General features: G+C 66.4%; 16 protein-coding genes. 10 read left to right on the top strand and 6 right to left on the bottom strand.

Features of this window, described 5'->3' with window-relative positions:
* Window positions 1-57 precede the first annotated feature (57 nt).
* The gene (gene eno, locus H9L13_RS07650; RefSeq protein WP_187537179.1) at window positions 58-1,371 is read right to left on the bottom strand and encodes a phosphopyruvate hydratase; all 1,314 of its coding nucleotides are present in this window, start codon (window positions 1,369-1,371) and stop codon (window positions 58-60) included.
* 145 nt (window positions 1,372-1,516) lie between these two features.
* Between eno and H9L13_RS07645 the strand changes: the two genes are divergently transcribed.
* The 6 genes from H9L13_RS07645 (at window position 1,517) to H9L13_RS07620 (ending at window position 3,486) form a co-directional block, all read left to right on the top strand.
* Entirely contained in the window at window positions 1,517-2,074 is a 558-nt protein-coding gene (locus tag H9L13_RS07645) for a hypothetical protein (RefSeq protein ID WP_187537178.1), read from the top strand.
* Window positions 2,074-2,418, top strand: coding sequence for a phage holin family protein (locus tag H9L13_RS07640; RefSeq protein WP_187537177.1), 345 nt, complete (start codon window positions 2,074-2,076; stop codon window positions 2,416-2,418). Before H9L13_RS07645 ends, H9L13_RS07640 begins: the two co-directional genes overlap by 1 nt.
* The gene (locus tag H9L13_RS07635) at window positions 2,415-2,783 is read left to right on the top strand and encodes a DUF3618 domain-containing protein (protein ID WP_187537176.1); all 369 of its coding nucleotides are present in this window, start codon (window positions 2,415-2,417) and stop codon (window positions 2,781-2,783) included. The genes H9L13_RS07640 and H9L13_RS07635 overlap by 4 nt, the downstream gene beginning before the upstream one ends.
* Complete coding sequence (locus H9L13_RS07630; protein ID WP_187537175.1) at window positions 2,780-2,965, top strand: hypothetical protein; 186 nt, start codon at window positions 2,780-2,782, stop codon at window positions 2,963-2,965. Before H9L13_RS07635 ends, H9L13_RS07630 begins: the two co-directional genes overlap by 4 nt.
* 62 nt (window positions 2,966-3,027) lie before the next feature.
* Complete coding sequence (locus H9L13_RS07625; RefSeq protein ID WP_187537174.1) at window positions 3,028-3,210, top strand: hypothetical protein; 183 nt, start codon at window positions 3,028-3,030, stop codon at window positions 3,208-3,210.
* Window positions 3,211-3,252: 42 nt separating this feature from the next.
* Window positions 3,253-3,486: a DUF4170 domain-containing protein gene (locus H9L13_RS07620; RefSeq protein ID WP_187537173.1), complete on the top strand. Its 234-nt coding sequence runs from the start codon at window positions 3,253-3,255 to the stop codon at window positions 3,484-3,486.
* Here H9L13_RS07620 and H9L13_RS07615 read toward each other — a convergent pair.
* The 3 genes from H9L13_RS07615 to carB all read right to left on the bottom strand — a co-directional run bounded on the left by H9L13_RS07615 (window position 3,483) and on the right by carB (window position 8,109).
* On the bottom strand, window positions 3,483-4,112 hold the full coding sequence (locus H9L13_RS07615) for a rhomboid family intramembrane serine protease (protein ID WP_187537172.1): 630 nt from the start codon (window positions 4,110-4,112) through the stop codon (window positions 3,483-3,485). The genes H9L13_RS07620 and H9L13_RS07615 overlap by 4 nt on opposite strands.
* Window positions 4,113-4,194: 82 nt before the next feature.
* A complete protein-coding gene (gene greA, locus H9L13_RS07610) occupies window positions 4,195-4,671 on the bottom strand; it encodes a transcription elongation factor GreA (RefSeq protein WP_187537171.1) in 477 nt (158 codons plus the stop codon).
* Between the two features lie 75 nt (window positions 4,672-4,746).
* Window positions 4,747-8,109, bottom strand: a complete 3,363-nt coding sequence (gene carB / locus H9L13_RS07605; RefSeq protein WP_187537170.1) for a carbamoyl-phosphate synthase large subunit — start codon at window positions 8,107-8,109, stop codon at window positions 4,747-4,749.
* Window positions 8,110-8,227: 118 nt separating this feature from the next.
* On the opposite strand from carB, the gene H9L13_RS07600 reads away from it, so the two are divergent.
* Complete coding sequence (locus tag H9L13_RS07600; RefSeq protein ID WP_235090758.1) at window positions 8,228-8,548, top strand: endonuclease domain-containing protein; 321 nt, start codon at window positions 8,228-8,230, stop codon at window positions 8,546-8,548.
* A gap of 50 nt (window positions 8,549-8,598) precedes the next feature.
* On the opposite strand, the gene H9L13_RS07595 is transcribed toward H9L13_RS07600, so the two are convergent.
* Together H9L13_RS07595 and carA are read right to left on the bottom strand one after the other, a co-directional pair.
* On the bottom strand, window positions 8,599-8,871 hold the full coding sequence (locus tag H9L13_RS07595) for a hypothetical protein (RefSeq protein ID WP_187537168.1): 273 nt from the start codon (window positions 8,869-8,871) through the stop codon (window positions 8,599-8,601).
* On the bottom strand, window positions 8,868-10,139 hold the full coding sequence (carA, locus tag H9L13_RS07590) for a glutamine-hydrolyzing carbamoyl-phosphate synthase small subunit (RefSeq protein WP_187537167.1): 1,272 nt from the start codon (window positions 10,137-10,139) through the stop codon (window positions 8,868-8,870). The genes H9L13_RS07595 and carA overlap by 4 nt, the downstream gene beginning before the upstream one ends.
* A 140-nt stretch (window positions 10,140-10,279) precedes the next feature.
* Between carA and H9L13_RS07585 the strand changes: the two genes are divergently transcribed.
* From H9L13_RS07585 to dnaG, 3 genes are all read left to right on the top strand, one after another.
* Window positions 10,280-10,735 (top strand): GatB/YqeY domain-containing protein, encoded by a 456-nt coding sequence (locus H9L13_RS07585; protein WP_187537166.1) that lies wholly within the window; start codon window positions 10,280-10,282, stop codon window positions 10,733-10,735.
* A 155-nt stretch (window positions 10,736-10,890) separates the two neighbouring features.
* A complete protein-coding gene (locus H9L13_RS07580) occupies window positions 10,891-11,319 on the top strand; it encodes a GIY-YIG nuclease family protein (RefSeq protein ID WP_187537165.1) in 429 nt (142 codons plus the stop codon).
* A complete protein-coding gene (gene dnaG / locus H9L13_RS07575; protein WP_187537164.1) occupies window positions 11,316-13,151 on the top strand; it encodes a DNA primase in 1,836 nt (611 codons plus the stop codon). The genes H9L13_RS07580 and dnaG overlap by 4 nt, the downstream gene beginning before the upstream one ends.
* Window positions 13,152-13,161: the final 10 nt, after the last annotated feature.

The raw sequence follows: 13,161 nt of genomic DNA, 5'->3' as shown, positions 1-13,161 counted from the left end.
GTCAAGGCAAGAGCTATTTGGATGAAGCGGTTGATAAATCGGGGATAAGGATGTGGATTATAATTCCGGCCGATACGCCTTGATCGCCGCCCGCCCCGGATAGCGCGCCGCGTCGCCCAGCTCTTCCTCGATCCGCAGCAGCTGGTTGTACTTCGCCGTGCGGTCGGCGCGGGCGAGGCTGCCGGTTTTGATCTGACCGCATGACAGCGCAACCGCTAGGTCGGCAATGGTCGAATCCTCGGTCTCGCCCGAGCGGTGCGACATCACCGCGGTGTAGCCTGACGATTGCGCCAGGCGCACCGCCGCAATTGTCTCGCTCAGCGTGCCGATCTGGTTGACCTTGACCAGGATCGAATTGGCGATGCCGTCCTCGATCCCCTGGCGCAGGCGCTTCTCGTTGGTCACGAACAGATCGTCGCCGACCAGCTGGATGCGGCCGCCAAGCCGCTCGGTCATTGCCTTCCAGCCCGCCATATCGTCCTCGGCCATGCCGTCCTCGATCGAGGCGATCGGATAATCGCGGGCGAGCTCGGTCCAGAATTCGGCCATTTGCTCCGGGCTGAGGTTGCGCGCGTCGCCGCCTGTCCGGCCGTTCTTCTGTCCCAGGCGATATTCCCCGTCCGCGAAGAATTCGCTCGCCGCCGGATCGAGCGCGAACAGGACGTCGTCGCCTAGCGTGTAGCCGGCCTCGCCCACGGCCTCGCCGATCAGGTCGAGCGCTTGGCGCGCGGAACCGATGTCGGGCGCAAAGCCGCCTTCATCGCCCACCGCCGTCGACAAGCCCTTGGCGTGGAGCGCGCTCTTCAGCGCATGGAAGATCTCCGCGCCGCAGCGCAGCGCCTCGGCGAAGTCGTGCGCCCCCACCGGCACGATCATGAATTCCTGGAAATCGATCCCATTGTCGGCATGCGCGCCGCCATTGAGGATGTTCATCATCGGCACCGGCAGCAAGGTCGCGTCGATCCCGCCGACGTAGCGGTAGAGCGGCAGACCCAGCGCTTCGGCCGCAGCCCTCGCGGTCGCCAGGCTGACGCCGAGGATCGCGTTCGCGCCAAGCCGCGCCTTGTTCGCGCTGCCGTCGAGCGCGATCATTTCCGCGTCGATCGCCTGCTGGTCCTCGGCATCGAGGCCGATGATCGCTTCGGCAATCTCGCCGTTCGCGGCCTGGATCGCCTTGCCGACGCCCTTCCCGCCCCATTTGCCCTTGTCGCCGTCGCGCAGCTCGACCGCTTCGTGCGCCCCGGTCGAAGCGCCCGAGGGCACTGCCGCGCGGCCCATGCTGCCGTCTTCAAGCGTGACGTCGACCTCGACCGTGGGGTTGCCCCGGCTGTCGAGGATCTGGCGGGCATGGACGTCGATAATCGCGGTCATGGTCTTCTTTCTTGAGCCGGCGTAATCATATGGCGGGTGAGCCAAGGCCGTATAAGCGCGGCGCTCAAGCGTGCAACTTTCGCCTTCGCGGCCCGGAACGAAGGCCGACGAAGACGGGTTGATAGGGCGAACAAGGAGACTCGCGATGGCAGACGAAAACACCGGCACTTTGCCCAAGGACACTGGCACTTTGCCCGAAGGCACCGACACCGTGATCATCGGCGGTTCGACCACCGAAACGCCGACCCCCGGCGATACCGAAGTGGCAAGCGACGCCGACGAGCTGGCGCCGACCACCGGCGCGGCGCAGCATGGTTCGCTGTCGGAGCGCTTGCGGGACGGCCGCGGGCGCATCGGCAACCAGGCTGGTGAGAAGGCGCGCGGCCTCGTCACGCAGGGCCTCGAGCGCACCGCCGAAGCGCTTGCCAATGTGTCGCGCATGGTCGGCGACACCGCCGACGGGATCGAAGAGCGGCTGGGCGCAGAATATGGCGATTACGCCCGCCGCGCCGCCGGTTCGATCGAAAGTGCCGCGAACAGCCTGGCGTCCAAGGATCCGGACGAATTGATCGAGGACACGCGCAATTTCGTTCGCAACAGCCCCGGCATCGCGCTTGCCGGCGCGGCGGTCGTCGGCTTCGTCGTCGCCCGCCTGGTGAAGAGCGGGCTCGGCGCCGACGACGGGACCGATAACGAGGCTTGATGCTCAAGCCGGCTGACCCGCAGCAGCAACCGCCCGAGCGCCCGGTCGGTGAGGTCGTCCACGACCTGATCGAGGGCGGCAAGGCCTATGCGCGCGCCGAACTTGGCGTCGCCAAGGCCGTCGCCGCGGCCAAGGCACGCGCGCTGGCTTTGCCCGCGGGGCTGTTCGGCGCGGCGTTTGCGCTGGTCCAAGCCGCCATCACCGCGCTGGCGGTGGGCGTCTTCGCCGCGCTCTATTGGGCGTTCGGGCCGATCCTCGCCGGACTGGTGGCGTTCCTCATCTTCAGCGCGCTTGCCGGCGCCCTCGCCTGGTACGCCGTGCATCGGCTGAAGCGCGACCTGTGAAGGACACGCCCGCCATCGCCGCCGCGCGGATCGAGGCCGAGCGCAGCCGCGCCCGCCTGATGGGCACGGCGACCGAGCTGCAGGATCGGCTGAGTCCCAAGACGCTCGCCCGGGGCGCGTGGGAAGGGGCCAAGATCAAGGGCGCCGACCTTGCCGAGGAAGCGGTCGATGCCGTCCGCGCTCGGCCCGTCGCGGCCGGCGGACTGGTCGCCGCGCTGACATTGTTCCTGGCGCGCGAACCGCTGATCAACCTGGCCCAAAAGCTCGCCGGCGGCGTTTCCTCGAAGCGCGCGGAAAGAAAAGCCAGGAATACGACCGCGAAGAAGAATTCGAAGACCCCCAAGGATACGGAGAACGTCCCATGACCGACAACCGCACGTCCAACCCCGCCGAACAGCAGAGCCGCGGCGGAACCGCCCGCCAGCGCGCCATCGACACCTACGCCAGCGCGCGTGACAGCGTGTCCGGCGCCGGTCGCCGCGCTGCCGACACCCTCGGCCAAGCCCCGCTGATCGCGCTTGCCGGGGCATTGCCGCGGGCGCACTGATCGCCGCGCTCCTGCCCCGCACCGAAAGCGAGACGCGCCTCGTCCGCCCGACCGCGCGCCGCGTGAAAAGCAGCGCCAAGGCGGCTTACCAGGCCGCGCGCGACACCGGCACGCAGCAGCTCAACGACCTCGGCCTGACGCGGGAGAAGGGCGAGGACACGATCCGCTCTTTGTTCCAGGGCATGACCGACGCCGCCAAGGCCTCGGCTCAATCGGCGCTCGACGCGGCGCGCGACAAGCGCTGACCCCGGTTCGCATGATCGTCAAAGCCTGCTAGCGGCGCGTTCATGAGCAAGCTTCATCTCGTTTTCGGCGGCCGCGTGAAGGATCCGCGCGGCCTGGATTTCGATCTGTCGAGCATCGACCTCGTCGGCGTCTATGACAGCTACGCCGCCGCCGAAGATGCGTGGCGCGGCAAGGCGCAACGCACCGTCGACGATGCTGAAATGAAATATGTCGTGGTCCACCTCCATCGGCTACTCGAGCCCGAAGGGGATGCGAGCACCGTTCCGGCCGTTTAGGCCGACCGGTAGCGCCACAACAGCAGCGGGCGCTGGAGCAGCAGCCCGGCCAGGAAGCCGCCGATGTGCGCGGGGGTAGCAAGCAAATACCCCTGCGCGCCCGCGAGAAAACCCATCGCCATTTGGAGCATGACCCAGGCCGCCATCAGCCAGGCGACGTTGATCCAACGGTTGAGGCGCGGGTTGTCGGTGATCCTCTTGGCTCGGCCGAAGCTCAGCGAATAAGCGCCGATCACCGCGCTCACAGCGCCGCTCGCACCGATCATCGGCACCACGCCCATACGGTCGGGCAGCCATTGCGCCAGCGCGGCGGCATAGGCGCCGACGACAAACAGGACGATCAGCCCCGTCTTGCCCAGCACGCGCTCGATCTGCAGCCCGCAGAAGATGAGCATCAACAGGTTGAAGCCGATGTGCAGCAACCCGGCGTGAACGAACGTCGCGCTCAGCGGCGTCAGGACGGCGGGCAGCGCGGTCCACGGCACTTCCGCGCCGCTCAAGCGCGCCGGGATGAAGCCCAGCGCCAGGGCCGCACGGTCATGCGGAACCGCGACCGACGCGATCAGCCAGGCCAGCGCGATCAGCACCGACAAGGCGACGGTCGCCGTTCGGAACGCAGGGTTCATCTCTCCACCTTTCCGTTCGTCCCGAGCGTAGTCGAGGGACGTGTCTCGACTTCGCTCGATACCAGCGGTTGGGAATTCACGATCAGACGAACTCGATCTTCTTGATCTGGTAGTAGCGGTCGCCGGACGGCGTCGTCACTTCGACATCCTCGCCCACCTGGCGCCCGATCAGCGCGCGGCCGAGCGGCGAATTGTAGCTGATGCGGCCCTGGTTGGCGTCGGCTTCGGCCAACCCGACCAGCTGGTACTTCACCTTCTTCTCATCCTCGTCGAGCAGGGTGACGGTCGCCCCGAACACCACCTTGTCGCCCGACAGCGTCTTGGGGTCGATGACCATCGCGCGGCTAAGCTTGTCCTCGAGGTCGGCGATCGTCGCCTCGACCTGGCCCTGGCGCTCCTTGGCGGCGTGATATTCGGCATTCTCGCTGAGGTCGCCGTGCGCGCGCGCGACCTCGATCGCCTCGACGATCTCGGGGCGCTCGGCCTTCAAACGCTTGAGCTCGTCGCTGAGCTTGCGGTGCCCCTCCTCGAGCATCGGGACTTTTTCGGCACTCGCCATCGTCAAAACCCTTTTCAAAAACCTGCCGCGGCGGGCCAAGCGGCCCGCTCTGAAAAACCAAATTGTGCTGGAGGCTCAGGTCGCGGAGGCGGAATAATAGGACTGGAGCGACGCGACTTCAAGCGTATGGCCGCGCACCGCCTCGATCGAATGGGCCGCGGCGTAGCTTGCCGCCGCAGTGGTGAAATAGGGCACTTTCTTGTTCAGCGCAGTGGCGCGGATCGAATGGCTGTCCTTCAACGACTGCCACCCCTCGGTCGTATTGAACACCAAAGCGACGTCGCCGTCGAGCAAGCGGTCGACGATGTGCGGCCGCCCCTGCGCGACCTTGTTGACCGTCACCACCGGCAAGCCCTTGCCCTGCAAATGCGCCGCCGTCCCGCTGGTGGCAATGATCGCGAAGCCGAGCTCGAGCAGCTTTTCAACCGCGGGCACGATATTGTCCTTGTCGGCGTCCTTGACCGACACGAACACCGTCCCGCTCTGCGGCAGGCCCATCCCCGCCCCGATCAGCGCCTTGGCGAAGGCGATGTCGAAAGTGCGATCGATTCCCATGACTTCGCCGGTACTCTTCATTTCCGGTCCAAGCACCGGATCGGTGCCCGGGAAGCGCGCGAACGGGAACACCGATTCCTTGACCGCGACATAATCGAGCGCATGGGCGAGGCTGCCGAGATTGCTCAAGGTTTCGCCGGCCATCACTCGGGCCGCGATCTTGGCAATCGGGTTGCCGGTCGCCTTGGCGACGAACGGCACGGTCCGGCTGGCGCGCGGATTGACCTCGATCAGGAACACTTCCGTGCCCTGGACCGCGAACTGGATGTTCATCAGCCCCTTGACCTTGAGCGCCAGCGCCAGCTCGCGCGTCTGGCGCTCGATCTCGGCGACCACCGCGGCATCAAGGCTGTGTGGCGGGATCGCGCAGGCGCTGTCGCCCGAATGGACGCCGGCTTCCTCGATATGCTGCAGCACGCCGCACACCGCGACCTCGGCGCCGTCGCAGATCGCATCGACATCGACCTCGATCGCGTCGCGCAAATAACGGTCGATCAGCACCGGGGAACGGCCCGACACCTGCACTGCGGTCGCGATATAATGTTCGAGCTGCTGCGGCCCGTCGACGATCTCCATCCCCCGCCCGCCGAGTACGTAAGACGGCCGCAGAAGCACCGGATAGCCAATCCGCTCCGCCACGGTCAGCGCTTCCTCGCGGCTGCGCGCGAGCCCATTGGCAGGCTGCTTGAGCCCGAGGCGCGACACGAGCGCCGCGAAGCGCTCGCGATCCTCGGCGAGGTCGATGCTGTCGGGGCTGGTGCCGAGGATCGGCACGCCCGCCGCCTGCAGCTCCGCCGCCAGCTTGAGCGGGGTTTGCCCGCCCAGCTGGACGATCACGCCCAGCAATTCGCCGCTCTCCTGCTCGCGCGCGACGATTTCGAGCACGTCCTCGGCGGTCAGCGGCTCGAAATAAAGGCGGTCGCTGGTCTCCGGGTCGGTCGACACTGTCTCCGGATTGCAATTGACCATGATGACTTCGAAGCCCGCGCCCTGCTGCCCCTCACGGTCGCGGCCGAGTGCGAAGGCGGCGTGGCAGCAGCAATAATCGAACTCGATCCCCTGCCCGATCCGGTTGGGCCCGCCACCAAGGATCATCACCTTGCGCCGGTCGCTGACGTCGGCCTCGTCCTCGGGCGCCCCGAACAGCGGCGCCTCGTAGGTCGAATAAAGGTAGGGCGTCGCCGCATCGAACTCCGCCGCGCAGCTGTCGATCCTCTTGAACACCGGGCGGATGCCGAGCTTCAGCCGCGCCTTGCGCACTTCGGCCTCGGTCACGCCCCCGGTCATTGCCCGAAGCGCGCTGTGCACCACGCCCGATCCGCCCGCGGCGACCGCTTCGCTCATCTCGCGGTCGACATGCGCAGACCGCAGCGCGAGCTGCGCCAGCCGCGCATCCGAAAAGCCCATCGCCTTTAAGCGCCGCATCCCCATCTCATCGCGCGGAAGCCCGCTCACGCGCACTTCCTCTTCCGCCTCGACGATCTCGCGCAGCCGCTCGAGGAACCATGGGTCGAACCCGGCGATGTCGTGGATCCGCTGCACGGTAAAACCCTGGCGCAGCGCTTCGGCGGCGATCAGCAGCCGGTCGGGCGTCGCCCGCGCCAGCTGGCTCTCGATCGTCGCCGGGTCGGCACTTTCCAGCTCGCGCACCCGGTCGAGCCCGGTCAGCCCGATCTCCAGCCCGCGCAGCGCCTTTTGCAGGCTCTCGGCGAAGCTCCGCCCGATCGCCATCACTTCGCCCACCGACTTCATCGACGTGCTGAGCAACGCTTCCGCCCCGCGGAACTTCTCGAAGGCGAAGCGCGGGATCTTGGTCACGACATAATCGATCGTCGGTTCGAAGCTTGCCGGGGTCGCGCCGCCGGTGATGTCGTTGGCGATCTCGTCGAGCGTATACCCCACCGCCAGCCGCGCCGCGACCTTGGCGATCGGGAAGCCCGTGGCCTTGGACGCCAGCGCCGACGACCGCGACACGCGCGGGTTCATCTCGATCACCACCATCCGCCCGGTCTTGGGATCGACTGCGAACTGGACGTTGGAACCGCCTGTTTCGACACCGATTTCGCGCAGCACCGCGATGCTCGCCGAGCGCATGCGCTGATATTCCTTGTCGGTCAGCGTCAGCGCCGGGGCAACGGTGATGCTGTCGCCGGTATGCACCCCCATCGGGTCGACATTCTCGATCGAGCAGATGATGATGGCGTTGTCGGCGCGGTCGCGCACGACTTCCATCTCATATTCCTTCCAGCCGAGCACCGATTCCTCGATCAGCACCTCGTCGGTCGGGCTGGCCTCGATCCCGCCCGAGACGATCTGGACGAATTCGTCGCGGTTGTAGGCAATGCCCCCGCCCGTGCCACCAAGCGTGAAACTGGGGCGGATGATCGCCGGCAATCCGATATGCTCGAGCGCGTCGAGCGCCTCGGCCAGGCTGTGGGCAATCGCCGAGCGCGGGCTTTCGAGCCCGATCTTGTCCATCGCGTCGCGGAATTTGAGCCGGTCTTCGGCCTTTTCGATGGCGTCGGCATTGGCCCCGATCAGCTCGATCCCAAGCTTGTCCAAAGTCCCGTCCTTGTAAAGTGCGAGCGCGGTATTGAGCGCGGTCTGCCCGCCCATCGTCGGCAGCAAAGCGTCCGGCCGCTCCTTCTCGCAAATCTTGGCGACAATCGCCGGCGTAATCGGCTCGACATAGGTCGCGTCGGCGAGCTCGGGATCGGTCATGATCGTCGCCGGGTTCGAATTGACGACGATCACCCGATAACCCTCGGCCTTCAGCGCCTTGACCGCCTGGCTCCCCGAATAATCAAACTCGGCCGCCTGCCCGATGACGATCGGACCCGCGCCGATGATGAGGATCGAGGAAATGTCAGTACGTTTGGGCATGGATTTGGCGATGCTCGAATATTACCCTCTCCCCACAGCGGGAGAGGGTCGGCGCGGAGCGCCGGGGTGAGGGGGCGTCGTGGCGAGGCACCATTTTCTGACGAGCAGATCGCGGGCCTTGCGCAAGAACGCGACGGAAGCTGAGAACAAGCTTTGGAGCGCTCTCCGCAGCCGCCAATTCCATGGGCTGAAATTTCGCAAGCAGGTCGAGATTGGAGGCTACATTGTCGACTTTCTCTGTGCTGAGCGGCGCCTCATCGTCGAGGTTGATGGCGGGCAGCATATTCCAGAGCGGGACGCGCGTCGCACCGCCATCCTCGAAAGTCTGGGCTTTCGCATCGTTCGTTTCTGGAACGACGATATTCTTCAAAATCTTGAAGGCGTTTGGACAATTCTGGAGTTGGCGTTGGAGACCACGCCCCCTCACCCGTCCCGCTGACGCGGGCCACCCTCTCCCGCAAAGGGGAGAGGGAGCTTTTGCGCCGCCCCTCACGACCCCGTCTCCGGAAATGCGATATTGTCGACGAATACGGTCTTGAGGCCGTTGCGGCGGGCCCAGCGGCTGACGCAGCCGCGCTGCTCGCGCGTCGCGCCGGGCTTGAACAGGAACAGCAGCCGTTTCTCGCTCTCGTCCTGGAAAATCTCGCCGAGCTGCACCCCGCAGCGCTGCCCGATGAGGTTGAGCTCGTCCTGGCTGTGCAGCCGCGCGGTCGTCGCGCAGGCGGAGAGGGCAAGCGCGCCCATGCACGCGACCGCCCTCATTTCATCGCCCCAACGAACTTCTCGAACAGGTAAAAACTGTCCTGCGGCCCCGGGCTCGCCTCAGGATGATACTGCACGCTGAACGCCGGCCGGTCGGTCAGCTCGATCCCGCAATTGCTGTCGTCGAACAGGCTGACGTGCGTTTCGCGGACATTCTCCGGCAACCCCTCGCGCAGCACCGCGAAGCCGTGGTTCATGCTGGTGATCTCGACGCGGCCGTCGGACAACCGCTTGACCGGGTGGTTGGCGCCGCGGTGGCCCTGGAACATCTTTGACGTCATGCCGCCAACCGCCAGCGCGAGCATCTGATGGCCAAGGCAGATGCCGAACAGGGGCTTCTTGGTCTCCAGCAATTGCTTGATCACCGGCACTGCATATTCGCCCGTCGCCGCCGGATCGCCCGGCCCGTTCGAGAGGAAAAAGCCGTCGGGCTCGTGCGCCATGATTTCGTCGAACGTCGCCTGCGCGGGGACAACGGTGACGCGCGCGCCGGCTTCGGCCAAGTTGCGGAAAATGTTGCGCTTGGAGCCATAATCGATGGCGACGACGTGGGGGATGCGTGCCTCGACGTCGCTCGGCACAAGCGGTTTTGATTCCCTGCCCCCCTCTCCGCTCTTCCCGAGCGAAGTCGAGGGACCTGTCCCGAGCGAAGTCGAGGGACCGACTTCATACCCCTGCCCCCAAGCCCACTTCCCGCCGGTCCAGCGCTCGACCTGCAACCGGCTGACCTCCTTGGCCAGGTCCATGCCCTCGAGCCCCGGCCAGTCCGCCGCCATCTTCTGCAGCGCCGCCACATCGAACACCCCATCCGCCCGGTGCGCGATGGCGATGTTCGGCGGGCCTTCGCGCCGCACCAGCTTGGTCAGCGCGCGCGTATCGACCCCGCAGATGCCGATCCGCCCCCACTTCCGCATCCAGTCGGCAAAGCCATAGTTGGCGCGGTAATTGCTCGGCTGGGTCACCGGCTCGCGCACGATCGCGCCCAGCGCATGCGCCTCGGCCGCTTCGACATCCTCGTCATTGGCGCCGACATTGCCGATGTGCGGGAAGGTGAAGGCGATGACCTGCTTGGCGTAGGACGGGTCGGTCATGACCTCTTGATAGCCCGTCATCGCTGTATTGAAGCACAGCTCGCCCACCGCTTCGCCTTCCGCGCCGAAGCCGTGGCCCCACACCACGCGCCCGTCGGCGAACACGATGACTCCCGTCGCGCCCTCGGGCTGGGACGCGGGCGCCAATCCCGCGGACAGGGGTCGTGAGTCGGCCATGGGCGGGGAAAGCCTTCCGTGTGGATTTTCAACGATGTCGCTAAGGCGTTGCCGCTATGCGCTTTGGCCCGCCGGGTCAACGGCTGGTCAGGCCGAAAATGCCCCGCTAGGGCTGGTCGTTTCCGCGAAGAGATGAAGCGATGATCCGCGACGATATCAAGGCTGCGTTGGTGACCGCGATGAAAGGCGGCGACAAGGACACGACGGGCACGCTGCGCCTGGTCCAGGCGGCGATCAAGAACCGCGATATCGAAGCGCGCACCGGCAAGGCGCCCGACGACGACGATGTGCTGGTCACCGAAGTCCTCCAGAAAATGGTCAAGCAGCGCCGCGAAAGCGCCGACATCTACCGCACCAACGGCCGCGAAGACCGCGCCGCAGTCGAGGAGGCGGAGATTGCAGTCATAGAACGCTTCCTGCCCGCGCAAATGAGCGACGCCGAAGCTGAAGCGGCCATCAAGGCGATTGTCAGCGAGACCGGCGCAAGTTCGATGAAGGACATGGGCCGCGTCATGGCGCTGGTGAAGGAGCGCCTCGGCGGCGCGATCGAACCCGCGCGGGCGAGTGCGCTGGTGAAGGCGGCGCTCACCCGCTGAGACTGTGGATAAGTCGCCCGTCGCGCTTGCTGACCCCCGATTCGCAATGCCAAGCCACAAAGTTCGTTCGTCCTGAGCGAAGTCGAAGGACGCGCAGTGCCACACTCAACCGTTCGTCCCGAGCGAAGTCGAGGGACGAGTGCAAGGACGCAGGCTTGGCCTTTTGGGCGTATATCCTTCGATGCAGCGATGGTCGGTACTACACCGGACATACCGACAATCTTGAACGCCGCATCGCAGAGCATCAAACCGGAGGATTCTGCGATTTCACCTCGCGACGCCTCCCGGTCGAACTCGTGTGGTCGCAGGAATTCACCACCCGCGCCGAAGCGCTCGATGCCGAACGGCGCATCAAACCTTGGTCACGCGCCAAGAAGGAGGCCTTAATCCGGGGCGACTGGGCTGCGCTCTCTTACTTTGCCAAGCCACCCAAGGAACGTCCCTCGACTTCGCTCGGGACAAACGGAGATGGGCGGGGCATCACAAAAAATCCGCTCGTGTCGAGCGGAGCAAAGCGCAGTCGAGACACGCCCTCACAAGCGACTGACCAACCCGCTCCCGCAAGCGGGCGGGGGCTCAAGTGACCCTCTCCCCCGCCTGGCTCGACGAACTGCGCGCACGCACGACGCTGAGCGCAATCATCGCCCCCACCGTCAAGCTCACCCGCGCCGGCCGCGAGTGGAAGGCCTGTTGCCCGTTCCACAATGAGAAGACGCCCAGCTTCACCGTCAACGACGACAAGGGCTTCTACCATTGCTTCGGCTGCGGCGCGCACGGCGATGCGATCCGCTTCCTGACCGACAATCGCGGCATGATGTTCATGGATGCGGTCAAGGAGCTGGCGCAGAAGGCCGGGCTCGACGTGCCCGCGCCCGACCCTCGCGCCCAGGAACGCGCCGAGCGCACGACGTCGCTAACCGATGTCATGGGCGACGTCGCCAGATGGTTCGCCGAGCAATTGCAGGGCATCGATGGCGCCCCCGTGCGCGACTATTTGCAGAAGCGCGGCATCGGCCCGGAGACCGTGGCGCGCTTCGGCATCGGCTTCGCGCCCGATGGCCGGGGCAAGCTCAAGAGCGCGCTTGCCCATCTCGGCGAGGACAAGCTGGTCGAGACCGGCATGCTCATCCAGCCCGAGGATGGCGACCGGGCGAGTTACGATCGCTTCCGCAATCGCCTGATGATCCCGATCCGCGATCCGCGCGGTCGGGTGATTGCGTTTGGCGGCCGCATCATGGGCGACGGCGAGCCCAAATATCTCAACTCGCCCGACACGCCGCTCTTCGACAAGGGGCGCACGCTCTACAATATCGACCGCGCCGGGCCCGCCAGCCGCACCGCGCGGCGGCTGATCGTCGTCGAAGGCTATATGGACGTCATCGCGCTCGACCGCGCCGGGATCGCCGAGGTCGTCGCCCCCAACGGGACTGCGGTGACCGAGGCGCAGCTCGAGCGCATGTGGCGGCTCGACCCCGCGCCGATCCTCTGCTTCGACGGCGACAGCGCGGGGCGCAAGGCCGCGATCCGCGCCGCCTTGCGCGCCCTCCCCCACATCGGCCCCGAGCGCACCCTGCGCTTCGTCGAGCTCCCCGCGGGCCAGGACCCCGACGATGTCGTGAATGGCGGCGGCCGTGAGGCGTTCGAAGCCCTCCTCGCCGCGCCCGAGCCGCTCGACGCTCGGCTGTGGCGGCACGAGCTGGAGGCCGAGCCGCTTTCCACGCCCGAAGCCTGGGCGAGCCTCAAGCAGCGCCTCGTCGCCCATGCGGCGACCATCGGCCATCCCGACCTGTCGCGCCTCTATCGCGAGGATTGGCTCAAGCGCTTCTATGCGCTGCGCCGTCCCGAGGGGTCGTCCGGTCCCCGCCCCTTCGCCCCGCGCTCGTCGTTCAAGCCGGGCCGCTACACCCCGCCGCAGCCGCCGGTGGGAAGCCGGGCGCGCGCCATCGCCGCCGACGGCATCGATGCACCCACCGCCCGCGCCCTGGTCCTTGGCTTCGCTTACTTCCCCGAAGAACTGCCCGCCCATTGCGAACAACTCGCCCAGCTGCCGATCACGGAGCCGGGCACCGCGCTGATGCGCGATGCCCTCGTCAATGCCGCCTTCTCCGGTGGCGCGCTTGATCGCGACGCGCTGGACACTATCTTGAATGACGCTGGAGCAACGGGAGCGAAAGCCCCTCGCGCTTTGGGCTTTTCCTTCACCCGCCGCGACAGCGATCCCGCGCGTGCCCGAAGCGATCTCGCGGCTGCGGTGGAGATCATCTCGGCGCGCGAGGAAGTGGACCGGGCGCTCGACGATGCAACCGAACGGCTGAAGCGGGATTTCACCGCCGAGGCCCTGGAGGAACAGCAGCGCCTGATCATTGCGCGGAACGGTTTGAGACAGAGGCTGGCGTCCCTCGCCGGCACCGACTAAGCGGCGGCCA

The sequence above is a fragment of the Sphingomonas lutea genome, assembly GCF_014396785.1.
Taxonomy (GTDB): Bacteria; Pseudomonadota; Alphaproteobacteria; order Sphingomonadales; family Sphingomonadaceae; genus Sphingomicrobium; species Sphingomicrobium luteum.
This window is presented reverse-complemented; position numbering and strand designations above follow the sequence as displayed.